Genomic DNA, 24,332 nt, shown 5'->3' with positions numbered 1-24,332 from the left:
AACCCTAAGCGATTCATCACAGTCACTTCATATGTCCTTTGACCTCATGTCCACTAACTCGAACTTTTAACCTCACTTTCTTGCCTTATTCCCTGACTTATCTCTTGAATTGCAGGGAGTAGACTGGGCATATTTCACAACTTGTGACCATTTTTAATTTTCGGTCATAATGAGATCTAGTAAAAAGCCTTCTCGGCTTTTACTATGGTCGTTTTATTTTTTATAGTATTTTGGAGCGCCCTCCTAAAAGCTATTTCAGGCGCTTTCAAAATTACAGATTTACGCCCTCTGTGTACTATATATAATTGCTGACCCTTAAATATCTATATAGTACACAGAGGGTTCTTAAATGATATTTTAGTCGCTCATTTAAAAAGCTTGTCTACGCTTGCATCAACCATGAAATCTAGAACAGCCTCAAAAGATTCATCACCAATTTCACTTCTATGAACTATTAAAAAGAACAGTCCCCTAAAAATGCCAGCCAATTTTTCTGTCCCATGAGAAAAAATCTTAGAAGCCTCAGGTCTTTTTTCAAGGAAGGCTTCTAAAAAGACTTCATCTCGCTTTATATTGGCCTTTTGCCTCTTTTCAGGCAACTTGCTCCACACGTCCTGTATTAAGTCTGTGTTCAAGGTCATGGCAAGAATTTCATCCTCCATAACACTGCGCAGCCTTGACTTTAATAAGTTCTTAAGCAAGGCATCCGCAGGAAGAAAGCTGTCTTCTATTTCCCTCAGCATTTCTGCCTGGATTCGGCTTTCAATGTCTTCAAGTATATCTATAAAAAGCTCCTCCTTGCTCTCATAAAACATATAAAATGACCCTTTGGCAATACCGACAGCCTTGGTTATTGAGGAAACACTTGTCTTCTTAAAGCCATTTTCTATAATGAGAGCCTTCCCCTTTAGGAGCAAGTCCCTTTGTATTTGTTCCTTTTCAGCTTGCGTAAACCCTTTTGGCATAACATGAACTCCTTTTCTGTGACCAAATTAGACTTTTGGTCACAACCATCATATTCCTTCTGCAGAAAAAAGTCAAATGCCCCTTTTCAGCATACATCCAGGGACACAGCAATTATGAAGAGTGTTTCATTCGCCACTTGCCTCAAAAACCTAAAAACCAGTTGTCATACCACATAAGCTTGCGACAAAGACAACTGGTTGTATATGAAATTCTGGCTTCACTTAAAATTTAAGAGGATTGTGTCTTCACATTTTTCTTAAAGGCATACATATTTTTATCAGCAACACTAACCAACTTGTTATAGGAATCACCATCTTCGGGAAATGAAGCCACACCATAACTAAAACTGCATTTTATTTTTTTGCCCTCATAATCAAAATGCTTTTGATCAAGCTGGTTTATAACATGGTTAAGTCGTATTTTTAGTTGGGCCTTGTCTGTTTCAAGAAAAATTCCAACAAACTCGTCGCCACCGTAGCGTCCAAGTATATCTGACTCCCTAAAGGACCCTCGTAATATGGTTGAAAACAAATGAATGATCTCGTCTCCACACTGGTGTCCGTAAGTGTCATTGATTGACTTAAGACCATTTAAATCTATAACCGCCAAACAGAATCTTTCCCTATAGCGTCTTGACCTTTTCAAGACACCGTGGGCATATTCTTCAAAAAATCTTCGATTATAAAGACCGGTCAACTCATCATGTCTCGATAGAAAAACGGCCCTGTCATAGAGTTTTCTTTTGGTTAGTGCAATTTCAAGCTGTTCTCGCATATATTCAGACAAGGTTAAGTCCGAATCGCTAAATGCATGTTTTATTGTAGAATCAAGGTTCATAAGTCCAATCACTTCACCCTCTACAATTATAGGAGAACAAAGGCTGGCATGAATTTGAACACCTGTGCTGGAATCGGCCATTTCAGGAACTGTATCATTGAAATAGATGGACAAATCATTAATAAGCACTGACTTTTTCATAGATCCAGACGTGGCACGCCATACAAATGATTTCTCTAGGTTGAGCTCAAAATCCTTTATACTGTCTGACGCATAGCCTCGCCATGCCACTGGTTTAAAGAGTCCGCTTTCATCTCGCATGAGAATGGTCCCATGATCGGCCTTATCAAGCGTTTTAAGCCCCTTGTCAAGAATGAGGTGGAATAGGTCTTCCTCATCTCTATTGTCCATAATGGCATGCGTAATTTCCATCATGGCATCTTTTAGCCGAAGCAACTTTTCAATGTGTGTGCTTTTTTTCCTATCCTCAGTTATATTTTGGAGTGTCCCCACTATGCCAATAGGCTGATTCCCCATATCATTTAGAAGGGCCTTACGAAGCTGGCACAAGTACTTTTCACTTGACTGGTGGGACACATATGTCTCATATGCTGCCACCCCGCCAGACCGAATAAGTTCTTCATCTGTTTTAACATATTTATCGGCATCCACAGGATCTCCCAGCTCACTGGCTTTTTTTCCAATGACTTCATCCATTTCAAGCCCCAGTATGTTTAGAAAAGCCTTGTTGCAATTTTTGAACTCGCCTTCAAGATTCTTCATGAAAATTGGCATAGGAATAGTGTCCATAATATCTTGCGTCAATTTGAGCTGGTTTTTTAGCGTACACTCAGTAAGTTTGCCTGATTCATTTCTTGGTACGTGAACCCAGTGCCCCCGCTTGCCGAGTTCCTTCATATATTCAATTGTTTTTTTCTGTCCTTCATGTCGATCCTTGCGCCAAATGCGCCTTGTCATTTTTTTATGACCTGATCGTTTTCTCTTATAAACCCGACTGCGTTCCATTTTGCCCCCATATACACATTATTAGCTTCATTTTATAAAAAATTGCCGTGTTTTAAAAGTACCATTCTAAGCCTTACACCTAAATATTTGCCCTTCTCCCTTTTTAATCCCCCTCTATCCTGCAATATTGGGCGTATTCCTTCGCTTTATACCATAAATAAATATTTTCAAGGTATTACTTCTGATCTGTCATTTTACAAGCACCTAAACTAAGAAAATCATAAAGGTCACCGTGCCTTCAATGTAAAAATATAACACCATACAAACCGCCTAAAATATAAACATCATAAACCGTTGACTTTTACAATCAGATGGAATAATATACGATGGTGTGAGTATTTACATTAGGAGGACAACTATGAATACAAATGAGAGAAAAATTTATACAGCTGACCCATCAGCTCTAGGTCTATTTGGCCTTGCAATGGTTACGCTGGTGGCTTCAAGCCAAAAGCTTGGACTCACATCGGGGACTTCGTTTATTATTCCTTGGGCAATTTTCTTAGGCGCTTTTGCACAGCTATTTGCATGTCTTAAGGATGCTCAAAAAGGAAACGTATTTGGCACAACAGCTTTCGGTGGCTACTCTATGTTCTGGTTTGCCGTAGCTATGTCATGGATGATCCAGCACGGTGTCTTTGGTGAATCAATGGCAGCGGCCGTTGATCCAAAACAACTAGGCTTTGCATTTGTCGGTTACCTGATTTTTTCAGTCTACATGACAATTGGTTCAATGGAGACAAACAAGGTCTTATTTATTATTTTCGTACTAATTGATTTCCTTTTCCTTGGACTAAGCATGAGCGTTCTTGGTGGAAGCCACTTTGGTCACGAACTGGCCGCTTACAGTGAATTCGCAATCGCTATGGTTGGTTTTTACGGCTCAGCAGCAAATGTTCTAAATGCAACATTTGGTAGAGAGTTCCTACCACTAGGCAAGCCTTTTGGCATTTTCAAGAAGGCACCAGTGGCAGTGAAAAAAGCAGCATAATCAATTATTAATGGCTATTATTACACAGTAAATACCACTCATGAGGATGTGAGATTGACCAGTCCTGGTCAGTTTATTCAATTGATTAAATCAAAAAAGCAAAAGGTGCTCGCTGGTTAAAGCGAGCACCTTTTTTTAATTTCAAATGTATAGATATGCAGTTTTCAAGATCTTCTTTGTCTCATTACATATTAATCAAGATCAAGGCCAAGATGGTCATGGCCACAGCAGTATAGCTCCTAGCATCGAGCTTTTCACTGTAAATGAGTCGACTAAATATTAAAATGAGAGCCATCGACCCAGCGCTGTATACTGGAAACACAACGGCTGTTGGTAGAAAATCCAGTGAGCGAATCAAAAAAAACGATGAAAACATATTGGGTATGCCCACACAAATACCTGTCAATACATCCTTACGTGTGGGCATCTTTCCATGCCTAAAGGTCATGGTCAAACTCACTAAAAATGCCACTGAGAAAACAATAAGCAGGAAGTAAGCCTTTTCTGAAGATGAACCGAATTTTTGAAAAAGTTTGTTGGAAAACTCAGACATACCTCCAAACAGGAATAAGAGAAGCAGGGCCACATGAAAGGTCCCTTGTTTGACATTCCCCCTAAAACTTACAACCAATATGGCACAAATAGCCAGTAGTATGCCCACACCTTGAATCACAGTGGGATACTCTTTCCATAAAATCAGCGATAGGATCATGGGCATTAAAATGCCAAGCTTGCCGAACATACCCGCAAGGCCTGCACCAGAATCCCTAACACTTAACTGATAGTACACAAAGGCTAAGAAGAAACATACCCCTGCTGGAACCCCCACTGCAAGACCAGCCCGCCAGGTGGAAAAACCTGTGTTATCAGCCAATACCATTATGATGGAAACGAGTATTGCAGCCATGTAGTTCACGCTTGTTACAGCATAACGATTGAGCTTTCGCCCCTCTGAAAACTTGAAAACCAGTGCGATAGATGCACTGCATAACGTTGCAAAAATTAAAAAAATCATGATATCCCCCTTTTTTTGAAAACACCATGATTATTATATCAAATTATTTCGGTTCACGAATGGTTTTGTTGATCTTTCAAGTATTATGAATCTGTAAAAATTCAAACAACCTGTCTTTACTGGTCTTGGCCTCCTCATAGCCCATATCAAATGAGGCTTGAAGGACGGCTTCATTCTTTTCTATACGGCCTGCGGGAATCTTCTCCCTAGGTTCAATCACCAGGGCTTTTCCCTCTTTCTCTAAGTCAAAAATCAGACTCCGAGCCTTATTATAGTTGTTGTGGCGATCACTCAGAAGTTGTTTTAACTCTGGATATTTCCTGTAGACCGCTCCCGCCAATTTAGTGGCCTTTGTGGATTCTTTTACAAAATCTCGCGGCTGGGTTAGGATGATGACAAACTTGTCATATCCGTCCTCTAGGGCCTTACGAATGGGAATGGAATCAGAAATACCACCATCTAGGCAAAGTCTTCCATCAATTTCAACGGGTTTTGATATAAAGGGCAAGCTGGCAGAAGCCTGGAGGGCGTCCATCAAATCCATGCCTAAGGGCTTATTCAGATAAATGGGCTTGCCTTTTTCTATATCAGTCACGACAATCTTAAAAACTTGATCGGAGTTTTCATATGCCTCAAAATCATAGGGCACAATCCCATTTGGAACAGTTCGAAAAACAAAATCCATGCCAAAGAGTTCACCTTTTAGAAATAGTCTTCTATAACTCATGTACCGCTTGTCATTGACAAAACCCATGTTGACAATTTTGTTTCGTCCATGTTGATTGGAAATATAGGAAGCTCCGTTACAAGCCCCCATTGACACGCCAATCACATAGGGAAACCGTATTTGATTCTCGAGAAAATAATCCAGGACCCCAGATGTAAAAAGTCCCCTAAAGCCGCCACCTTCTAAGATAAGCGCTGTTTTCTCCATCTTTCCACCTCTTTTACAAAATACACATGTCTTACTCGGATGCCAGTGTGGGCTTATAAATGGTCATACTTGGGAAGGCCACTTCAACACCCTCTTCATCTAAAATATCCATAATTAGAAGGTTCACATCTTCACGAATTTCCAAATACTCCAGCCAAATAGATGTCTTTGTAAAATAATAGACCTTGATTTCAAGGGCTGATGCGCCAAAGTTTTCAAAGTTCACAATAATTAAGTCATCAGATACTTTTTCGTGTTCAAGCAACATGGCCCTAATGCGCTCAACCACCTTGTTGACCTTGTCCTTTGGCGTGTCATAAGTGACACCTAAATTAAAGGACACACGTCTCTGGTCACGTTTTGAATAGTTTAGAATCTTGCTGCCTGCCAGAAGTTCATTGGGAACCGTTACAAGTCCCTTGTCAAAGGTCCTCACTTTAGTTGACCACATGCTTATGTTTTCAACCGTCCCTTCTACGCCATCAGCAACAATCCAGTCACCTATATCAAATGTCTTATCTCCAATAATGGCAAACCCACCAAATAAGTTGCCCATCATGCTCTTTCCGGCAAGAGCCACAGCTAAGCCTGTCAAACCAAGGGAGGCCACAAAACCTGTCACATCGAAATTGAACTCAGATGCAATCATTAGGGCACCTATAGCCCAAACCAATATATTGAGCATTTTAGACACAAAAGGGGCCACCAAGTAGTTTAGTTCCACTTGGAAAAGCATTTTAAACTCTGCAATCAAGTGGTCTATGCGTGAGGTCAGCCTTGAAAAAACCCAACATACTGTGATAATAATGATGGACTTAATAATATTGGCTGATCCTGCCCTAAGTGGGTCAGAAATAGCTGGCTTCAAATTAGACCCTAGAACAATCATATTGAAGGTCATGAGTAGAGAAACGCCTTTTATCAAAAAACGAACGGGCTTTCTTGTCAGATCAACAAGCGCATCGTCAATATCTGTTTTTGTTCTTCTTGTTATCCGCTCAATCCCTGCGTAAACTATATGTAGCACGGGGTTTGTGAGCAAAAACACAGCAAAAAATACAATGGCACTTGTGTAAAAATGATTCATGCTTGGCCTCCTGCGTGTACTTACTGATCCTTAAATTCATTTTTTTCTACATTGACTAAATTGCGATGACGAATAGATTCATCGTACCACTGATTGGAAATGGCAACAGCTTCAGCGGCATCACAGGGATAAGCATTGGCCCCAATAATATGCTGTAGGGAAGGGGTTTTGTTGATCACCAGTCCCCCCACCATAATCTTAATATGATCCCAACGTTCTTTTGAACGAATAAACTTAACCGTTTCAATGATTTTTGTTATGTTAAAGGGCATGGTTACAGAAAGAGCAACAAACTCAGGATTGATGTGGTCAAGGACATCTGTGAAGGATTCAACAGGAAGGTCTGATCCTAGAAAGCGTACATTCCAGCCAGCGTTCTCCATTAAATCAGCAACCATCCTTGCACCAATCTGATGGTACTCATGCTCACCAGTCGCAATAACAACATCCCCCTTCATATGAAGCTTTCGGTCAGTCATCAAATGTAAATGCGCCATTAGACGTGCCACAGCAGAGGACACCAAATGCTCGTCACTTACTGTTAACTTCCCTTCTTCCCACAATGCACCAATGCGATACAAAATGGGCTGAAAAAGGCTTAAATATATGGTCTCAGTGTCCTCTGGAAGGGTGTATTGTTGAAGCAGTCTTTCAAGAACTGGCTTGCTGTCCCCTTGAAGGAGAGTCTCCATTAATTCTTGCAAGTCCTCTGTCCAATTGCCTTCACAGTCAAAGATAACATAGTCACTCATTTGTGAGAGTTCAACATTGGTTTTGTGCCATTCAATCATTAAAACATATATATCAATAATGGGAGAAAGTCTGGCATCCTTCTTTGATAGGAGGGCTGTGATCCAGTCTTCCAGCTCAATCTTAAAAAAATCTTCCATAAAACCCTTGGCCATGTATGTTTTGTAGACCCAAGGCAATGTCTTCACAAGAAGATGGCCTTGCTTATGTTTAATGACACTCTTCATAAACTCCATGTGATTATATGTATTGTTTTCAAGAATATCAATCGAGTTATGGCCAATCATTTCTTCTAAATCAGGTCTGCTTTCAAGCGCCCTATTCACTTGCTTAGCAAGGTCTACTGCATATTCTTCATAGGCCTGCGCTGCACTATCATCGTAGTCAAACAGAGGCAAGGCCGCCTGGATCATGGAATGTAGTTTTTTTTCTGACATTCACTAAACACCTTTCTATATGCACTGTGCACAATAAACACCACCACCCTTATGGTGCTGGTAAATCTTACCCTATAATAATACCACTTTATTATACCCTCGATAATCCTTTAACCGTATTTTTAACTCTTTTTGAACCTTTTTGCCCACTTTCTCATACTCCAAATCAAAGGGCATAGGCCTTGACACACATAAAAAAAGTGCAGGGCGATTAAAAACCGCCCTACACTTTTATGATTAAATTAATGTTTTATGCAAACTGTGGTTTACACCAAGTGGCATGCAACAAAATGGCCTGGCTTAACTTCTCTTAGCGCAGGGTCTTTTTTTGAACACTCAGCAGATGCGATTGGGCAACGCTTAGCAAATCGACAACCTGGTTCTGGATTGATTGGTGATGTGATTTCACCTTCAAGTGTAATCTTCTCACGATCATGATTTAGACTTGGTACAGGAATCGCTGATAAAAGCGCCTTTGTGTATGGGTGAAGTGGATCAGCAAAAAGATCTTTTGATGATGCCTTTTCAACCATTTGACCAAGGTACATAACACCGATGTCATCTGAGAAGTGCTTAACAACAGAAAGGTCATGAGTAATAAACATGTACGTCAGGTCCAGTTCCTGCTGTAGATCTTGCATAAGATTTAGTACCTGTGCTTGAATAGATACATCAAGAGCTGATACAGGCTCATCGCAAACGATGAATTTAGGGTTTAGAGCCAGGGCACGGGCAATACCAATACGCTGACGACGACCACCATCAAGTTCGTGAGGGTAAGTGTTTACTAGACGATCTGAAAGACCAACAAGTTCCATCAGCTCAGTTACTTTTTCATCAAGCTCCTGCTTGTTGTTTACAAGCTTGTGAATTTGAAGTGGCTCTGCAATAATTTCAGACACAGTCATACGTGGGTTTAGTGAAGCAAATGGATCCTGGAAAATGATCTGCATTTCACGACGGATTTTTTGCATTTCTGACTTGTTCATATCCACGACATTCTTGCCTTCAAAAATGATATCACCAGCCGTTGGTTCGTGTAGGCGTAGAATCGCTCGTCCAGTTGTTGACTTGCCACAACCAGACTCACCTACGATACCAAGAGTCTTACCTTTTTCAATTGTAAAGTTAACGCCATCAACAGCATGCAGTAGACCTTTTGGAGTCTTAAAGTGCTTTTTTAGGCCTTTTACTTCTAGAATTGTATTTGAAGCTGCCATTTAGCCCACCTCCTTTTCACTCTTCTCCACTAGACCTTCAAACATAAGGCACTTAACACGGTGCTCGCCTTCTACAACAGAGTCCTTAGGAGACTGCTGTGCACAAATTGGCTGTGCATGCGGACAACGTGGGTGGAAGCTACATCCAGACGGAAGATCCGTAGGATCTGGCATAAGACCAGTGATCGGCTTTAGTCTGCTCACCTCTTCATCAAGGTTAGGAATAGATCCAAACAGACCATGTGTGTATGGGTGTGATGGGTTTTCAAAGAGTTGCTGAATTGGAGCGTATTCCACAATTTCACCAGCATACATAATTGCAACCTTGTCACACACTTCTGCAACAACACCCAGGTCATGGGTAATCATAAGCATAGATGTGTTAAAATCTTTTTTCAGATTGCGCATCAGGTCAAGTACTTGAGCCTGAATTGTAACGTCAAGAGCTGTTGTTGGCTCATCGGCAATGAGAAGCTGAGGGTTACACGCCAGAGAAATAGCGATAACAACACGCTGCTTCATACCACCTGAGAATTGGTGTGGGTAATCGTTAATACGAGACCCAGGAATACCAACAAGCTCAAGCATTTCTGCAGCCTTGTTCATTGCATCTTTCGATCCAAGGTCCTGGTGAATTTCAATAACTTCTGCAATCTGTTCACCAACTGTCATAACTGGGTTTAGAGATGTCATCGGATCCTGGAAGATCATTGAGATCTTGTTACCACGGATCATACGCATTTCTTCTTCTGACATCTTCATCAGGTCACGGCCTTCAAATTCAATTGTACCGCTTGTGATTTTTCCTGGAGGGTTTGGAACAAGACCCATAACCCCAAGTGCAGTTGTTGTTTTACCTGCACCTGTTTCACCAACAAGACCTAGAGTCTCGCCAGCGCCAAGTTGTAGTTCAATATTGTTAACGGCTTTTACATTGCCGTCTTCTGTCGTGTAGTGTATTGATAAATCTTTAATATTTAGTAGATTCGACATGTCTGTACTCCTTCCATTAAGACTTCAGACGAGGATCCAGTGCATCACGAAGACCGTCACCTAGAAGGTTAAGTGCTAGGATTGTAATCATGATTGCAATACCTGGGAACGCTGTAATGTGCCATGCATAACGCAGGTACTGACGACCGCCTGATAGCATTGCGCCCCACTCTGGAGCTGGTGGCTGGATGCCCATACCGATGAATGATAGACCCGCTGTAGATAGGATCGCACCTGCAACACCAAGTGTCGCCTGAACGATTACCGGAGCAAGGGCATTCGGGATAATGTGTTTCGTGATGATTCTGAAGTCGTTCGCACCGATGGCACGAGCCGCTTCGATGAATTCTTGGTCACGAATCGAAAGTACAGATGCGCGAACAATACGTGCATACTGAGGAACCGATGAAATACCGATGGCAAGCATCAGGTTAATCAGACTTGGTCCAAGAGCCGATACGATAGCAATAGCTAGTAGGATCGACGGAATAGCAAGGAAAATATCCATCAGACGCATGATTGCATTATCAAGTTTACCGCCATAGTAACCCGCTAGGGCACCTAGGGAACCACCAAAGACGATGGCGATACCAACGGCAATAAGACCAACCTGAAGAGATACACGCGCACCGTGAACCATTCTTGCAAAGATATCACGACCAAATTCGTCTGTTCCTAGAATATGTTCTGCTGTAGGACCCTCCATACGTGCCTTTAGGTCCTGCTTAATAACAACTTCATTGTAGTCTGCGATCACGTCTGCGAAAACTGCACAGAAAACAAGAACGCCTAATATTGCAAGGCCAGCCATGGCCATTTTATTTTGCTTAAGTCTTCTCCAGACTTCTGCCCATTGACTTCTTTTCTTATTTTTTGCTTTTGGCTTATCAAGACCAACAGGCTTTCCTGTATTACTTACACTGCTCATGTGTTTGCCTCCTTCTTAAAAAGATTATTGGTACTGAGACTTAATACGTGGGTCTACGTAAGCGTAAAGAACGTCTACAAGTAGATTAACGAAACTGAATGTCGTCGCCATGAATACAACCGATGCAAGAACTGTCGGTGTGTCTTTCTGACGAATTGCCTCAACGAGCAGACGACCAACGCCTGGCCATGAGAATACAGTCTCTGTCAGTACCGCACCACCAAGAAGGTAACCGAACTGAAGACCAACAACTGTAATAACAGGAATAAGTGCATTTTTAAGGGCATGCTTGTTGATTACTTTCTTTTCAGCAACACCTTTTGCACGTGCCGTACGAATAAAGTCCTGACGGATAACTTCAAGCATAGAAGAACGCGTCATACGTGTGATGATTGCTGCAGCACCTGTACCTAGGGTAATAGCCGGTAGGATCATGTGCTTGAATGTCTCAGAACCCGATGATGGAAGCCATCCCAGATTAACCGAGAAGAATAAGATGAGCATAAGTCCCAGCCAGAAGTTTGGCATGGATACCCCAAGTAGGGCACCGATCATACTCACATTATCAAGAGCAGAATACTGGCGCGTTGCCGAAATAATACCAACTGGAATACCGATGGCAATTGCAAGTAGAACGCCTACACCCGCAAGTTTAAGTGTATTTGGAAAACGTGCGAAAATTTCGCTGAATACGTCTCTTTTCGTTGTATAAGACTTGCCGAAATCGCCTTGAACAGCGTTTACAACAAATCGTCCGTACTGAACTATAAATGGATCTTCAAGTCCCATATCAGCTCTTAGTTCTGCAACTGCTTCCGGTGGAGCAGATTCACCTAGGATTAGCTGTGCTGGATCACCTGGAGTCATGTACATAATCGAAAATACGATAAATGTTACACCCAGGAGAACGGGAATCAGCATAAGAAGACGTCTGCCAATGTACTTTAACATGGATATCCTCCCTCTCGATCTCATAAGGATTGGTTTTAGTCGAACTCTTACGCGACTTTTTTGACTGCGCCTTGCCGAGCCCGCATTATTCATGAAATCTATAGGACTAGATTTCGTGAATGATTCGGGCTTGGACTCGAAACGACCCCTACTTCAATGTTTCGTAGCGCCTTGAAATAGACATTTCAAGCTGTAGTTCGAAGACCGTAATAATTACACGGGCTTCACAACTTTTTAAAAAGCCTGTAATAGTTTTTACTTTTAGTTAACAAGCCCTTAGACCCCAAAAGTGAGACCCGAGGGGTCTCACTTTTGATTTAATAGTCTTTATGGGCGAGAGCTAAGCTCTCAGTTTTATGATTGTACTTTCGCTCATTTCGTTCGAGCTTCAGTTGTTTATCTTATTCGAAAGATACGCCGTAAACACTGTGGTGACCAGCTGGGTGAAGCTTGAAACCTTTAACGTTCTTTTGAGCGCCAATGTTTTGCGTGTTGTAGTAAAGCATTACGTCAGGTGCTTCAGAAACGATGATTTCTTGAGCCTTCGCATACTTTTCCTTACGTACTTCTGGATCTGTAGCCATACGGCCTTCTTCTAGAAGTGTGTTAACTTCTTCATTTGTGTAGAAGTCACGGTTACCAGCACCACCGTGCTGTGAAGAGTGGTATAGAGCGTATAGACCGTAGTCAGCGTCAGCTGTTACAGTTGTCCAGCCCAGGATGAACATATCATGCTCGCCTTTAGCTGTTCTCTCTAGGTATGAACCCCACTCAAGTGGCTCGATAACTGCATTGATACCGATTTCAGCAAGCTGTGCTTGAACGATTTGTGCAATCTGCATACGAACAGGGTTGTCATTTGTCCAGATTGTTGTATCGAATCCGTCAGCCATGCCAGCTTCAGCAAGAAGTGCTTTTGCCTTCTCAACATCGTAACCATATGCATCTACGTCAGCATTGTGACCGAATACACGTGGACCGATTGGTGAGTTAGCTAGTTCGCCAGCGCCTTCAAGTACAACGTCGATGATTGTAGGAACATCGATAGCGTAGTTGATTGCTTGACGTACTTTAACGTCCGCTAGAGGACCTTTTGTCGTATTAATACCAATGTAAGCGTAAGATAGAGATGGAGACTCTACAAGCTGTAGGCTTTCATGGTCAGCAACACGTTGCTTGTCGATTGGCTCGATGTCGTATGCAACGTCAACTTCGCCAGTCTCAAGACCGATTGTTCTATTTGTACCTTCAGTGATGTTTCTGAATACTACATTCTTAATTGCAGCTTCGCCATCAAAGTACTCAGGGAAGCTTTCTAGTGTGATTCTGTCACCAGCAGCCCACTCAACGAATGTGTAAGGACCAGTACCAACTGGATTTTGACCGTAGTCATCGCCAGACTCGTTTACTGCCTTTTCATTAAGAATAGACGCTGCAGTATGTGTTAGGTGAGATAGTAGAGGACCAAATGGCTCTTCTGTCATAACACGTACAGTGTAATCATCAATTACTTCAACACCAGTTACCGCTTCGATAATGTGAGCAACTTTTTTAGAAGCCATCATTCTATCTAGCGTAAACTTAACGTCTGAAGCCTTAAGTTCTTCACCATTGTGGAACTTAACGCCTTCACGTAGTTTGAATTCAACAGTCTTGTCATCTACATACGTCCATGACTCAGCAAGTCCGGGAATAATTTCCATTTCTTCGTTCATTTCAACCAGACGGCTGTAGATTTGCTTAGATACACGCGATGATGGTTGGTCATTTGTTGCGTGTGGATCTAGAGATTTTGCATCTGCACCTTGTGCAATAATGATCGTGTCTTTAACCTCTGCTGTTTCACCTGAACCAGATGAAGCACCAGTGTCTGAGCTACCGCCAGCACACCCTGTTAGGGCTAGTGCTACGATAAGCATCGCAGACAGGATCGTAACTAGTTTCTTGTTAAACATGTTGTACTCTCCTCCTCAAGCATATAAGTTCACATCATGTTGTTTGGGCCCTCAACATTTCAGATAAACATTCGGGGTTATTGTCTCTCATCTGCCGAAATTAATTACCGAATCGCAATCCAGTGAATTTTCAAACAATTCGATGAGACGACTCCCTCACTGGAATCCATATTACGGACAATAGGCACTGATTGCAATAGGCTTGAGCTATCGAAGCGTTTTCCCAACCTTGTAAAGCACTTGTAGCAAGGCTTACAAGAATTCTTAATTATCGTTAATTAATATGTAACATTTTTAATAAAGATGTCGACCTTTCATTAACATTTTGGACTTAAACAAAACGTTTAGCACGTCCACAAAAATCGTATCCTTTATTTTTCAAGGCTTTGGCTCTCGTTAACATTTATTTAACATTTGTGACAAAGTCGATATTGTTTCATTTTCGTAATTCACAAATTGACTTTTCTGAATATTTATGAAATATCGTTTTTCGTATATTTCTATGCATTATTTTGAAGGATTCGTTATCTTAAAAGTGCAGTTTTCCCATTTATCAAGGCCTTAAATCTGTTATATAAACCCATTTTGCATAAGCACGTGATAAAAGTTTCATTTATAAGGCCCCGCCACAACAAATTGTCTAGGTTTAAGGTTTTTTTAAGATAATCGTGCTACAATGCTTCTTGGTATAAATTCTGGAGGTCTTTCAAATGACAAATGAAGTTACATTTATAGATATGTTTTGGGGCACCACTGTTTACGGTGATAAGTTTATTCCTTTTACTAAACCGCATTTGCTCGGTGTGCTTTTTGTCTTTATGGGTATTGCCCTTTTAATGCAGACAAGACCCATGCTTAACAACCCTGTGTTTAGACGAAAAACCGAATGGTTTTTAGCAACAATATTGACCCTTCAGCAGACCATTCTTTACGCCTGGTATATTACAAGTGGAAACTTCACCTTAGCTGAGTCTCTTCCCTTGTACAGCTGTAGACTTGCAATAATCGGTACAGTCATCTTGCTTTTAACACGTCATAAAAAACTTTTTGATATTGTGTATTATTGGGGCATTGTCGGCGGACTGATTGCTCTGATCACACCAGACACTTCTGGGTTTGGTCCACCACATATCATGTTTATGCAGTACTTTTTCGGCCATGGCACCCTCATCGTTTCGATTTTATACATGATGCTGGCCTATAACTACTATCCAACAAAAGCTTCCCTTAAATGGGCTTATAAAATTACATCTATTTATTTTGTGGGCATTTTCTTCATTAATAAACTTGTGGGTGGTAACTACTCCTATTTAAATGGAAAACCAAGTACACCTACAATGCTTGACGCCCTGCCACCTTATCCCTACTATATTGCAGTGCTTCTAGGAGCCATGTTTGCTTTATTTTTCTTAGCCTACCTGCCCTTTTCCCATAAAAGAGGGAACCAGACTAAAGAAGCGGCTGCAAGACTTAAATTTTAGTCGAAATCATGAAAAATAAAAATCCTGGCTTTAACATGAAAACAAGTACATGTTAAGCCAGGATTTTAAACGCCACCATTGATTTAAACGCCATCATTCATCCTGTAGCCTGCCCCCCATATGGTTTCAATATAGATCGGCTCACTGGGATTTTTCTCAATTTTTTTTCTTATTTTCTGTATATGCACAGCCACTGTTGCTGTTTCTCCAATATCTTCCTCGCCCCATATCCTGTCATATAGTTTTTCTTTGCTGAAAACTATATTGGGATTTTGGGCCATGAACAAGAGAAGATCAAACTCTTTCGCCGTCAAGGTTACTTCTTTTCCACTCACCGAAACCCGTCTTGAACCTTGATGAATTTCCAAGCTTTTAAGATGAATCACATCATCTCTTTTAGGCCGTCCAGCCAGCCTTTCATACCTGGAAATATGGGTATTGACCCGGGCCACAAGTTCGGCCGGACTAAAGGGCTTTGTCATATAGTCATCAGCGCCACTCCCCAGCCCCCTAATTTTGTCAATATCTTCAGATTTGGCCGATACGATCAATAAGGGAATTTCCATTTTTTCACGAACGGTCTTCACTATGTCATACCCACTCATTCCCGGCAACATTAAATCCACAATGACAAGATCATAGAGCCCACTCAAGGCTTTTTCAAGACCCATTTGACCACTGGTTTCCAGGTCCACTTCAAACCCATTTAAGTTTAAATAGTCCTTTTCCAACTCGGCTATATCCTTGTCATCTTCAATAACCAGTATCCTCTTCATCTTCCCCTCCTAGACACATAATGGCAACTGCATGATAAAAATTGCACCGCCAGATTTATGGTTCCCTGCCACAATATGCCCCTCATGTGCCACGATAAGTTCTTTGGCAATGGCCAGTCCCAGCCCAGTGCTGTTTAGCATCTTTGTCCGCTCATCATCCACACGGTAAAAACGATCAAAAATATGACTAAGTTTATCATCAGGTATGCCTGGACCATAATCTCTAAATTTTAATGTTAGGAATCCGTCTCTTGTTGATAAATCCACATCAACCTTGGTCACCTGGCCAACACTGGCATATTTCTCGCTGTTATCCACAATATTCTTAATGGCCCTGTAAAGCCTTTTTCCATCTACACGAAGCCAAACAGACGCTTCAATGTCATTTTGATAAGAAAACTTGAAACCAGATTCTAAATGAGAAATTTGAAATTCTTCCATCATGTCATTGAAAAAATCATGGGCATTGACTCGTGAAAACTCAAACTGAACCTGGTCTATATCTAGTTTAGAAAACAAAAATAAGTCATCAATAAGTCTGTTGATGTATTCTGTGTTGTTCTTCATTATTTTTAGGTAGCGATTTGTTTTATCCGGGTCTTTGACGACCCCTTCTTCGAGAACCTCAATATAACCTTGAACCGTTGTGATTGGCGTCTTCAAGTCATGTGAAATATTAGCTATGAGTTGCTTTCGATTGTCCTCATACTGCCTTTTTATGTGCTCATTTTCCTCTAATTTATAAGCCATCGCATTAAAGGCCTTAAAAAGTTTGTTCATGTCTCCATGATGGACGGCCTCCACTCGGACGGAATAGTCCCCCTCACCTATAGCATCAAAGCCAGTTTTTAAGTTTATAAGAGGTTCAATAAATCGCCGGGAAATTCTTTTAAAAAAGAAAGCCTGTAGTATTTCTTTGATAATTAAGAATACGAATATAACCATCATGAGGGTCGTGAAGCTCTCACGGCCACTCCACTGAAATAGCAAGGCTGATATGACTAGGGTGACAAGTACGATCAGGACAGGCATGGTATGGAGTATACGTCTGTATCGCATAAACTCCTTGTGGTGCATTTTATGGTACTTCCACTGATCATTGTGCCTGCACTTATTTTTTTTTCTTTGTTCATGGCGCATGGTAAACCCTCCCACTCATCTACCATTATACTTGAATAGACCTGCTATCGTATAGACAGCAGGCCACATGTTATTGGAACAGTCAATAGAATGGTGCATGAAGATCAGGTCTCATTCACGTTTATTAAGCTTCAAATTTGAACTTAGCCCTGATTTGGTAGGCCTGTTTTTCACCAGCGTCTCCATAAGATGACCCTTGACCCCTCAGCTCAATTTGACGGATGTTATGATCTTTATCAATTTCCCCTTGAATTTTTAGTTGGAGATCTTCTAGGCCGTGAATATCCTCAAGACATTTACCGTGGTGTCCTTTTCCTTGCTTATGAATCATGTGCATCTTGAGGTGATTTAGAAAAGCTTCAGGCATTTGATCTTTGCTTATTTCTAAAGAAAACACCCTCATGTCGTCTTCTTTTTCTTCAATTTCAAGTCTGTTTAAAATATCTAAGACCAGAGACAGTTTATTTAGCTTATGCTTCATAAATCCACCCTGACACTTGTCGCTTCCGAAATGCTCTTCATGCATATGCATCATATGATGTCTCATACCCACTTCATGACATTTCATCCCATGACCTCGCCCCATTCCCTTTCTATGAGGGCCATGACCACATGGTTGAAACTTATTTTTGTCCACTTCAAAAGAGGATTCATTCTTTATAGAAGCGCCTTCATGGTCAACTTGTGTCTTTATGGTCCCTTTCACCACACCTGACTTTACATCTTTTTCAAATGTTTTCTCTGACATAAAAACTTGTTTGTTGTCTTTTATTATTTCCATGAATCCTTGCCCAGCAAATCTTTCTTGACCTTTAATTTGTTCCACCACATTGTAGATTGTTTTAATTTTATTCATCTTGTCCTCCTAAAGACTACAGATACTTTTAAAATATTTGTTCTTAATACAACCCAGTTTAAGTACAGCTTACTGAGTTGCTTTTTCTATAGTCACAGTATAGGGTCAAGATTTAAAAGCCCTTTAAAGCAAATTTAAAATTTTTATAAAATATGAAAAACCTCATGAACAAATGCGCAGTCAACTAGGAACAATACGAACTAAAGCATAAAAAGCCCAGTGCTCGAAGACGAATCCTTCGGCACTGGGCTATAATTATATATTCTTACTAAGTCAGACGATTAAGCTGGATGGTGAATGACTTCAAGCTTGCCTCCACATCATTTGCCCCCATGATGGCAGACATAACAGCGACGCCACTGGCACCGGCGTCTATGACCGACAGGGTGTTTTCAGGACTTATGCCGCCTAGACCAATGACAGGAACATGGACCTTTGAAGAAATTCGATGTATGAATGATAGCCCCCGACCAGGCAGACCTGCCTTGCAATCCGTTTCAAACACATGGCTTGCAAGCAGGTAGGAAGCACCTTTGTTTGCACTGGCCAAGGCTTCTTCAAGGCTGTGGACACTGACTCCGATCACAAGGGATGACTCTCCAGACTTTAATGCCGCAATGGTCTCTTCATCCACTGCCATAAAATCTTGAAATGTAAAGTGGACACCATCCGCCTTAACTCTCTCAGCTAAGGATATTCGACTGTGAATGATCAGTTTTTGACTTTCTTTTAGCTGTGTTTTAAAGTAAGCTGCATAGTGGCCATAGACCTTGTCATCCAAGTCTTTTTCACGCAGTATAATCTGATCCACACCTGCTGAAATAGCTCTTGTAACCACATCTTTGAAATTGTCTTCTCCACAAATGTGTCTGTTTGTTATGAGCGTTAGCATACACCCCACCTTTTCTAAAGGAACTTGGATCATCCCTAAAATCTCACCTTATATTCATAGGTAATCTTGTATTCATAGACAATCTTGTATGGAAGTTTACTGTAAGACACCCTAGAAGCATTCACTACAGATTAAACCAGTCCTTAAACACGGGTTGATACCCAATGGACAGGAGGAAGGCCTTCATCTGCTCTACACTTCTGGTGTCTGATATTTCAAACTGAGCCTCTGATGCATCATCATCCTTTGAATGTCCACCAACAGAAGTTGACACCCCAGCCGAAAGCTTCGTGGCTCCAAGAGGCACAAGGTGATTTCTAAAATCTGCTTCTTCCCGAGTGGAAATTGTAATACCCACCGAAGGCAAGAAACAGCCTAGGGCCAGCATAATTTGAACAAAAGCTTTGTCATCCACAGGTCTTTCCACTTCATAACCACCTGCACATGGTCTTATTCTTGGCATGGAAACCGCCAGTTCCAGTTCTGGGTAATTCTTTTGCAGGTAGAAGGCATGCCAAGCCGTTTTAAAGGCTTCAAGACGCCAGTCATCAAGACCCAGCAGGGCCCCAATATTGACTGACCGAATGCCCTGTCTTGCCGCTCTTTCTGGTGCCCCTATTCGAAAAGCATAGTTCTTTTTAGGTCCAGACACATGAACAACGTCATAAACCTCAGGGTTGTAGACTTCCTGGTAAATTGTAAGACCATCCACACCGGCCTCTATAACTTCCTTATATTCCTCTTCCGTTAAAGGATAGATTTCAATAGAAATCGATTCAAAATAGTTCTTTAAGATTTTCACCGCTTCCACAATGTAAGACACTGGCGTATGATGCGCTGACTCACCTGTGAGAATAAGAATGTGCTTGAGCCCAGTCTTAGAAATTTCCTGGGCCTCTTTTTCAATTTCCTCTGTGGATAAGATATGTCTATCAATTTTATTATGCACATTATAACCACAGTATGTGCATCCATTCACACAGTGGTTGGCTAAGTAGAGAGGTGTGTATAAAACCACAGCTTTTCCAAAATGCTGGGTCCTTTTTTGGTGGGCTCTTTGTGCCATGTCTTCTAGGTGATTGCTGGCTGATTCAGAGAGAAGAACAGCTAAATCTTCCAGTTCAATAACCCTTTTACTGAGAACACGTTTGACATCCTCCGAAGAGGCCTTGTCTAGGGCCTTTATGAATTTTTCATCTTCAAAGCGCTGAACTTCCCTAATAAAACCACTCATTATGCCCCACCTTCTCGTAGGAAACCAGTTAGTGGAGAAGAAGCCTGGGCATACTTGTGCATGGCCCCCATTTTTGCAAGATAGCCAATGCGTCCAGCTTCAACCGCCATACTAAAGGCTTTTGCCATCATGACTGGATCCTCTGCGGTTGCAATGGCAGTGTTAACAAGGACTGCATCGGCTCCCATTTCCATAGCTTCTGCGGCATCAGAAGGCTTGCCTATACCTGCATCCACAATGACGGGGATGTCTATTTCATCTATGATTATTTGAGTCATTTCTTTGGTACGAATTCCGCGATTGGTTCCAATTGGAGCACCAAGTGGCATCACTGTTGCTGCGCCTGCTTCAACCAGTCGCTTGGCATCCATAAGGTCTGGGCTCATATAGGGAAGAACAACAAACCCCTCCTTAGCAAGTATTTCTGTCGCTTTGATGGTTTCCTTGTTATCTGGAAGAAGGTATTTCATATCAGAAATAACCTCAATCTTAACCCAGTTTCCTGCGCCCATTGCTCGGGCAAGTCGAGCAATTCGAACCGCTTCCTCAGCCGTTCGAGCCCCTGATGTGTTTGGGAGTAAATTTATATGCTTGGGTATATACTCTAAAATATTTTCGTCTTTTGAATCAATATCCACACGACGAAGGGCCATCGTCACAACCTCTGTTTTACAGGCTTCAATAACCTCTGGAATCACCGACTTGCTTGGAAATTTACCTGTTCCAATAAATAAACGGCTTTCAAGTTCCTGACCACCGATAATGAGTTTATCCATTATAGTTCACCTCTTCTTAATATCGTTTACTCTATGCACAACAATATAACTACATTACTTTTTCACCCATAATAAGACGAAGAACCATGTTGGCTTGGTGTCCCGCAGCTATGACCACCCGTGGCGCCATAAGCCCCTGACCTATTTTAGCTTCTGATGTTAAATCGCCCACAACGTAGACATTTTCCATCATTTTACGGGTTTCCACTGTATTGCTTGATCCGTATCCAGCCACACCCGACGCTGCCACAATTGGTTTTTTAGGGCGATGTTTTTTCCAAGTGGAGACCAGGGTCGCCTTAGACTGTGGACCATCAAAGGCTTCAACAGCCACATCAACTTCACCAATGAAATCAAGGATATTATCCTCATTTAAAAAGACATCATGGGTGACCACTTCAATAAATGGGTTTATTTGGGCCAGCTGGGCCTTTAGTGCCTCTGTTTTTTTCATGCCGATGTGTGACACCATATAATGCTGACGGTTTAAGTTACTGGGTTCAACCACATCAAAGTCGATAAGTGTAAGCTTTCCCACACCAATTCTGGCAAGGGCCACCGCAATGTTTGACCCGAGTCCTCCCAGTCCACATACAGCAACACTTGAAGCCTTAACCTTTTCATGAACACCAACAGTGTGGCGTGACATCATAAGGGCTTCCATTTCTTCTTCTTGGGGCATTTCCCCCCGTTTAATTAAGACAATATGGTCATCTTCACAAAGGTCATGGTCAGATTTAATAATAAATCCATTGACTATGACAATATCTGCATCCGGCTTATACTGACGCCTGATGTCGTAAGCCGACTTTATATTTCCTATATTCACCGCTTGTTCATTGATAAAGACCTTCATTAGCCGCCTCCCACAAATGCGATAATTTCAATTTTATCGCCAGAGCTTAGCTTATGATCTGAAAACATTGTCTTCTCAATAATGCTTGCATTGACTTCTACTACGACTTTTTCTACGTCTAAACTGAGTTCTCTTAACATGTCTAGTACACTCGTTCCATCTGGAAAATCTCTTTTTTTCCCGTTAATGATCATGAATATCCTCCTAATCGACTTAGTCTTATGTGGTACTTTCATCAACACACCGGGAGAGCTTCGAAAGACGTTATTTGAACACAATTTTGTGTATAAAAAAAACGCACATTCTGTAACGTTAATAACGTTAAAGAATATGCGCGCAAAATCAGTCTTCCAATTGCAGCTATCCCTACGTTCGCTTTAACGAAATCAGGTTCAAAGGGTTAGGACGTCGCGTCCCTCTCAGCCAATATTGGCACCCCCAGCAGCGTGTTATTCGATTATATGAAATCAAGGTCATTATAACGTGCCTTGATTCAATTGTAAAGCCTATGCCTCTTCAAAATATTCCAAAGTATAGTCTCCACCCCTTGGTTGGTCAGACATGCAGTCACCAAATGTTTTTATTATATCTGCAAAAACACCCGTTTTCATGAATCGGTCTGCATCATCCTTGGATTCCCAAGTTCCAATGGCCAGGGCCTCGCCATTTTCTTTTGTATAAAACTGGACCCGTATAAAGCCCGGTTGCTTTGCAATTTTATCAGCAACACCTGTTTTCCAAATGCCTACGGCCTCTTTTAGCCTTTCAGGTTTAAAATTATACTTCATGACTGCATTATACATGGTTAAAACCTCCTTTTGCTTTTTTGTACCTCTTTAATTATACCAAATTTGTAGATTTTGAAACTTGGTGGGTGTAAAAAAACCTCGACCCTATTTAGTCGAGGTTTTTGCTTAGGTGTTCTTATTTTTAAAATAAAACCTACCCATCTCTCTGACACTTGTGAAGTTTACAATTAAGAGGCTTTCCCTTTGTAAGAGCCTTTTCTCGGTACATTTGTTCATCGGCACAAGAAATCAAAATTTCATAGGTGGGCTCTTGAAAATCTTTAATGGAACAATGTCCAAAACTAAAAGCCACATCATAATCCACGCCGGACTGAATGACCGCTAAGTCCACTTGATTTTGAAGGGTTTCTTTATATGCCTGTGCACCAGTCGCACCAAGAACGCCTGTTACGATTAAGAATTCATCTCCAGCCAATCGAGATACCATCTTTTCTCCACTGAATACTTTTGATAAAACATTTGAGAAAAGAATTAAGGCTTGATCGCCTGTGTGATGTCCATAGTTATCATTAATTTTTTTAAAATCATTTAAATCCACCATGATAATATCAAAGGCCTGCTGTGTGGAAATCATGTAGTCAATGTATTCGTCAATACGCATACGGCTGTAAAGACCAGTGAGGTGATCAAAGGATGTCGATGCGGTTTCAAGGTAAATATAGGTTCCAACAAGGGTCATAGCCATCATGGGCCACATGACAAATGCACCATAAAGCATGACTTGAAATCCTGCTGTTAAGGCTGGCAGGGACACAAATATAATGATGGCATAGATAATTCTTTTTCGTATGGTGCTTCGATTTTTATAGGCCAAAAAACATATGTAGACGAGAGTCAAAAAATTCACTAGGACAATAAGCCACATATAAGGCTGACGGGAATATATATTCTGGTCATTCACTTTAAATATTATGGGTGTGAACAAGTTTATAAGTATAAGAAAGGTGTTGATAATCATGGGCTGGGTGTAGTAGAGTTTTTTCCTAAGGCGTTCAGACGAGCCAAACATATTGTAGTCAATATACATGGCCCATACACAGGTTATAAGCGGTGTTGACCAAGCAAAGACCATATTGGATATATAATTGGCATACCAGTTGAATGTGCCCGGCTTGCCATTAAATTGCCATGAAACAACCTCCATTATAAGCATAAAAATATTGACAACTATTAGGTTTCTAAAAAGTCGACTGGAGTAACTCATTGTATCTTTTCTTTGCCACATAACCCCTAAAATCAGGGTGAGCATAATCACTGAGAAAAAATTTATATCAAATTTTAGCAATGTCTCCATCATGTGAATCACCTGAGTGCTTTCATCTATCGTTTCGAATTACAGGGGGCATATTTATTTATAACCTTAATTGGGCTTTAGAATCTAAATAGTCATACATGATCAGGTATTTCTGCCCTAATTGAGTGAACAATTGTGAACACTCAAATTAAAATTTAAGACCTACCTCGCCAAGACTATAGATATCT

The 24,332-nt window shown here is 41.2% G+C and carries 23 protein-coding genes and 1 riboswitch; of the genes, 2 read left to right on the top strand and 21 right to left on the bottom strand.

The genetic code is table 11. The features are described from left to right. Positions 1 to 365: 365 nt before the first annotated feature. Together ACQ4KW_RS00805 and ACQ4KW_RS00800 are read right to left on the bottom strand one after the other, a co-directional pair. Positions 366 to 965, bottom strand: coding sequence for a TetR/AcrR family transcriptional regulator (locus tag ACQ4KW_RS00805; protein ID WP_430884656.1), 600 nt, complete (start codon positions 963 to 965; stop codon positions 366 to 368). A gap of 229 nt (positions 966 to 1,194) precedes the next feature. After that, positions 1,195 to 2,769: a sensor domain-containing diguanylate cyclase gene (locus ACQ4KW_RS00800; protein WP_430884655.1), complete on the bottom strand. Its 1,575-nt coding sequence runs from the start codon at positions 2,767 to 2,769 to the stop codon at positions 1,195 to 1,197. A 358-nt stretch (positions 2,770 to 3,127) separates the two neighbouring features. Between ACQ4KW_RS00800 and ACQ4KW_RS00795 the strand changes: the two genes are divergently transcribed. Continuing rightward, positions 3,128 to 3,760, top strand: coding sequence for an acetate uptake transporter (locus ACQ4KW_RS00795; RefSeq protein WP_430884654.1), 633 nt, complete (start codon positions 3,128 to 3,130; stop codon positions 3,758 to 3,760). Between the two features lie 184 nt (positions 3,761 to 3,944). Here ACQ4KW_RS00795 and ACQ4KW_RS00790 read toward each other — a convergent pair whose 3' ends face one another. From ACQ4KW_RS00790 to ACQ4KW_RS00750, 9 genes are all read right to left on the bottom strand, one after another. Continuing rightward, entirely contained in the window at positions 3,945 to 4,775 is an 831-nt protein-coding gene (locus ACQ4KW_RS00790) for an EamA family transporter (RefSeq protein WP_430884653.1), read from the bottom strand. A 76-nt stretch (positions 4,776 to 4,851) separates the two neighbouring features. Next, entirely contained in the window at positions 4,852 to 5,709 is an 858-nt protein-coding gene (locus tag ACQ4KW_RS00785; protein ID WP_430884652.1) for a patatin-like phospholipase family protein, read from the bottom strand. A 31-nt stretch (positions 5,710 to 5,740) separates the two neighbouring features. Then, entirely contained in the window at positions 5,741 to 6,796 is a 1,056-nt protein-coding gene (locus ACQ4KW_RS00780; RefSeq protein WP_430884651.1) for a mechanosensitive ion channel family protein, read from the bottom strand. Between the two features lie 20 nt (positions 6,797 to 6,816). Next, positions 6,817 to 7,983 (bottom strand): cobalamin B12-binding domain-containing protein, encoded by a 1,167-nt coding sequence (locus ACQ4KW_RS00775; RefSeq protein ID WP_430884650.1) that lies wholly within the window; start codon positions 7,981 to 7,983, stop codon positions 6,817 to 6,819. 266 nt (positions 7,984 to 8,249) lie between these two features. Continuing rightward, positions 8,250 to 9,203 (bottom strand): ABC transporter ATP-binding protein, encoded by a 954-nt coding sequence (locus ACQ4KW_RS00770; RefSeq protein ID WP_430884649.1) that lies wholly within the window; start codon positions 9,201 to 9,203, stop codon positions 8,250 to 8,252. Next, a complete protein-coding gene (locus ACQ4KW_RS00765; protein WP_430884648.1) occupies positions 9,204 to 10,196 on the bottom strand; it encodes an ABC transporter ATP-binding protein in 993 nt (330 codons plus the stop codon). Positions 10,197 to 10,212: 16 nt separating this feature from the next. Then, positions 10,213 to 11,124, bottom strand: a complete 912-nt coding sequence (locus ACQ4KW_RS00760) for an ABC transporter permease (RefSeq protein ID WP_430884647.1) — start codon at positions 11,122 to 11,124, stop codon at positions 10,213 to 10,215. A gap of 24 nt (positions 11,125 to 11,148) precedes the next feature. Beyond that, a complete protein-coding gene (nikB, locus tag ACQ4KW_RS00755; RefSeq protein ID WP_430884646.1) occupies positions 11,149 to 12,075 on the bottom strand; it encodes a nickel ABC transporter permease in 927 nt (308 codons plus the stop codon). Positions 12,076 to 12,476: 401 nt separating this feature from the next. Next, positions 12,477 to 14,030: an ABC transporter substrate-binding protein gene (locus ACQ4KW_RS00750; RefSeq protein WP_430884645.1), complete on the bottom strand. Its 1,554-nt coding sequence runs from the start codon at positions 14,028 to 14,030 to the stop codon at positions 12,477 to 12,479. 710 nt (positions 14,031 to 14,740) lie between these two features. On the opposite strand from ACQ4KW_RS00750, the gene ACQ4KW_RS00745 reads away from it, so the two are divergent. Then, a complete protein-coding gene (locus ACQ4KW_RS00745; RefSeq protein ID WP_430884644.1) occupies positions 14,741 to 15,511 on the top strand; it encodes a TIGR02206 family membrane protein in 771 nt (256 codons plus the stop codon). Between the two features lie 83 nt (positions 15,512 to 15,594). On the opposite strand, the gene ACQ4KW_RS00740 is transcribed toward ACQ4KW_RS00745, so the two are convergent. The 10 genes from ACQ4KW_RS00740 to ACQ4KW_RS00695 all read right to left on the bottom strand — a co-directional run bounded on the left by ACQ4KW_RS00740 (position 15,595) and on the right by ACQ4KW_RS00695 (position 24,147). Next, positions 15,595 to 16,287, bottom strand: coding sequence for a response regulator transcription factor (locus ACQ4KW_RS00740; protein ID WP_430884643.1), 693 nt, complete (start codon positions 16,285 to 16,287; stop codon positions 15,595 to 15,597). A gap of 9 nt (positions 16,288 to 16,296) precedes the next feature. Beyond that, the gene (locus ACQ4KW_RS00735) at positions 16,297 to 17,427 is read right to left on the bottom strand and encodes a sensor histidine kinase (protein ID WP_430884642.1); all 1,131 of its coding nucleotides are present in this window, start codon (positions 17,425 to 17,427) and stop codon (positions 16,297 to 16,299) included. Positions 17,428 to 17,551: 124 nt separating this feature from the next. After that, complete coding sequence (locus tag ACQ4KW_RS00730) at positions 17,552 to 18,283, bottom strand: hypothetical protein (protein WP_430884641.1); 732 nt, start codon at positions 18,281 to 18,283, stop codon at positions 17,552 to 17,554. Between the two features lie 268 nt (positions 18,284 to 18,551). After that, complete coding sequence (locus tag ACQ4KW_RS00725) at positions 18,552 to 19,175, bottom strand: thiamine phosphate synthase (protein WP_430884640.1); 624 nt, start codon at positions 19,173 to 19,175, stop codon at positions 18,552 to 18,554. A gap of 124 nt (positions 19,176 to 19,299) precedes the next feature. Then, complete coding sequence (gene thiH / locus ACQ4KW_RS00720; RefSeq protein ID WP_430884639.1) at positions 19,300 to 20,409, bottom strand: 2-iminoacetate synthase ThiH; 1,110 nt, start codon at positions 20,407 to 20,409, stop codon at positions 19,300 to 19,302. Further along, positions 20,409 to 21,185, bottom strand: a complete 777-nt coding sequence (locus ACQ4KW_RS00715) for a thiazole synthase (RefSeq protein WP_430884638.1) — start codon at positions 21,183 to 21,185, stop codon at positions 20,409 to 20,411. Before ACQ4KW_RS00715 ends, thiH begins: the two co-directional genes overlap by 1 nt. A 49-nt stretch (positions 21,186 to 21,234) precedes the next feature. Beyond that, positions 21,235 to 22,041 (bottom strand): sulfur carrier protein ThiS adenylyltransferase ThiF, encoded by an 807-nt coding sequence (gene thiF / locus ACQ4KW_RS00710; protein WP_430884637.1) that lies wholly within the window; start codon positions 22,039 to 22,041, stop codon positions 21,235 to 21,237. Further along, positions 22,041 to 22,235: a sulfur carrier protein ThiS gene (gene thiS / locus ACQ4KW_RS00705; RefSeq protein WP_430884636.1), complete on the bottom strand. Its 195-nt coding sequence runs from the start codon at positions 22,233 to 22,235 to the stop codon at positions 22,041 to 22,043. The genes thiF and thiS overlap by 1 nt, the downstream gene beginning before the upstream one ends. A 151-nt stretch (positions 22,236 to 22,386) precedes the next feature. Next, positions 22,387 to 22,491, bottom strand: a riboswitch (TPP riboswitch). Positions 22,492 to 22,547: 56 nt separating this feature from the next. Continuing rightward, on the bottom strand, positions 22,548 to 22,844 hold the full coding sequence (locus ACQ4KW_RS00700) for an antibiotic biosynthesis monooxygenase family protein (protein WP_430884635.1): 297 nt from the start codon (positions 22,842 to 22,844) through the stop codon (positions 22,548 to 22,550). A 139-nt stretch (positions 22,845 to 22,983) separates the two neighbouring features. Beyond that, positions 22,984 to 24,147, bottom strand: coding sequence for a GGDEF domain-containing protein (locus ACQ4KW_RS00695; RefSeq protein ID WP_430884634.1), 1,164 nt, complete (start codon positions 24,145 to 24,147; stop codon positions 22,984 to 22,986). Positions 24,148 to 24,332: the final 185 nt, after the last annotated feature.

The sequence above is a fragment of the Tianxiuia mixotrophica genome, assembly GCF_050596425.1.
Lineage (GTDB): Bacteria > Bacillota > Clostridia > Peptostreptococcales > Acidaminobacteraceae.
Note: the sequence above shows the minus strand (reverse complement) of the source record. Positions and strands in the feature narration are given on the sequence as shown.

Excerpts from the sequence above, each read along its gene's own strand:
- ACQ4KW_RS00730 (WP_430884641.1), bottom strand. The coding sequence starts at position 18,283 with ATGAATAAAATTAAAACAATCTACAATGTGGTGGAACAAATTAAAGGT.
- ACQ4KW_RS00765 (WP_430884648.1), bottom strand. The coding sequence starts at position 10,196 with ATGTCGAATCTACTAAATATTAAAGATTTATCAATACACTACACGACA.
- ACQ4KW_RS00770 (WP_430884649.1), bottom strand. The coding sequence starts at position 9,203 with ATGGCAGCTTCAAATACAATTCTAGAAGTAAAAGGCCTAAAAAAGCAC.
- ACQ4KW_RS00790 (WP_430884653.1), bottom strand. The coding sequence starts at position 4,775 with ATGATTTTTTTAATTTTTGCAACGTTATGCAGTGCATCTATCGCACTG.
- nikB (WP_430884646.1), bottom strand. The coding sequence starts at position 12,075 with ATGTTAAAGTACATTGGCAGACGTCTTCTTATGCTGATTCCCGTTCTC.
- ACQ4KW_RS00795 (WP_430884654.1), top strand. The coding sequence starts at position 3,128 with ATGAATACAAATGAGAGAAAAATTTATACAGCTGACCCATCAGCTCTA.
- ACQ4KW_RS00780 (WP_430884651.1), bottom strand. The coding sequence starts at position 6,796 with ATGAATCATTTTTACACAAGTGCCATTGTATTTTTTGCTGTGTTTTTG.
- thiH (WP_430884639.1), bottom strand. The coding sequence starts at position 20,409 with ATGAGTGGTTTTATTAGGGAAGTTCAGCGCTTTGAAGATGAAAAATTC.
- ACQ4KW_RS00775 (WP_430884650.1), bottom strand. The coding sequence starts at position 7,983 with ATGTCAGAAAAAAAACTACATTCCATGATCCAGGCGGCCTTGCCTCTG.
- ACQ4KW_RS00805 (WP_430884656.1), bottom strand. The coding sequence starts at position 965 with ATGCCAAAAGGGTTTACGCAAGCTGAAAAGGAACAAATACAAAGGGAC.
- ACQ4KW_RS00760 (WP_430884647.1), bottom strand. The coding sequence starts at position 11,124 with ATGAGCAGTGTAAGTAATACAGGAAAGCCTGTTGGTCTTGATAAGCCA.
- ACQ4KW_RS00740 (WP_430884643.1), bottom strand. The coding sequence starts at position 16,287 with ATGAAGAGGATACTGGTTATTGAAGATGACAAGGATATAGCCGAGTTG.
- ACQ4KW_RS00785 (WP_430884652.1), bottom strand. The coding sequence starts at position 5,709 with ATGGAGAAAACAGCGCTTATCTTAGAAGGTGGCGGCTTTAGGGGACTT.
- ACQ4KW_RS00745 (WP_430884644.1), top strand. The coding sequence starts at position 14,741 with ATGACAAATGAAGTTACATTTATAGATATGTTTTGGGGCACCACTGTT.
- thiF (WP_430884637.1), bottom strand. The coding sequence starts at position 22,041 with ATGAAGGTCTTTATCAATGAACAAGCGGTGAATATAGGAAATATAAAG.
- ACQ4KW_RS00715 (WP_430884638.1), bottom strand. The coding sequence starts at position 21,185 with ATGGATAAACTCATTATCGGTGGTCAGGAACTTGAAAGCCGTTTATTT.
- ACQ4KW_RS00725 (WP_430884640.1), bottom strand. The coding sequence starts at position 19,175 with ATGCTAACGCTCATAACAAACAGACACATTTGTGGAGAAGACAATTTC.
- thiS (WP_430884636.1), bottom strand. The coding sequence starts at position 22,235 with ATGATCATTAACGGGAAAAAAAGAGATTTTCCAGATGGAACGAGTGTA.
- ACQ4KW_RS00695 (WP_430884634.1), bottom strand. The coding sequence starts at position 24,147 with ATGATGGAGACATTGCTAAAATTTGATATAAATTTTTTCTCAGTGATT.
- ACQ4KW_RS00800 (WP_430884655.1), bottom strand. The coding sequence starts at position 2,769 with ATGGAACGCAGTCGGGTTTATAAGAGAAAACGATCAGGTCATAAAAAA.
- ACQ4KW_RS00735 (WP_430884642.1), bottom strand. The coding sequence starts at position 17,427 with ATGCGCCATGAACAAAGAAAAAAAAATAAGTGCAGGCACAATGATCAG.
- ACQ4KW_RS00750 (WP_430884645.1), bottom strand. The coding sequence starts at position 14,030 with ATGTTTAACAAGAAACTAGTTACGATCCTGTCTGCGATGCTTATCGTA.
- ACQ4KW_RS00700 (WP_430884635.1), bottom strand. The coding sequence starts at position 22,844 with ATGTATAATGCAGTCATGAAGTATAATTTTAAACCTGAAAGGCTAAAA.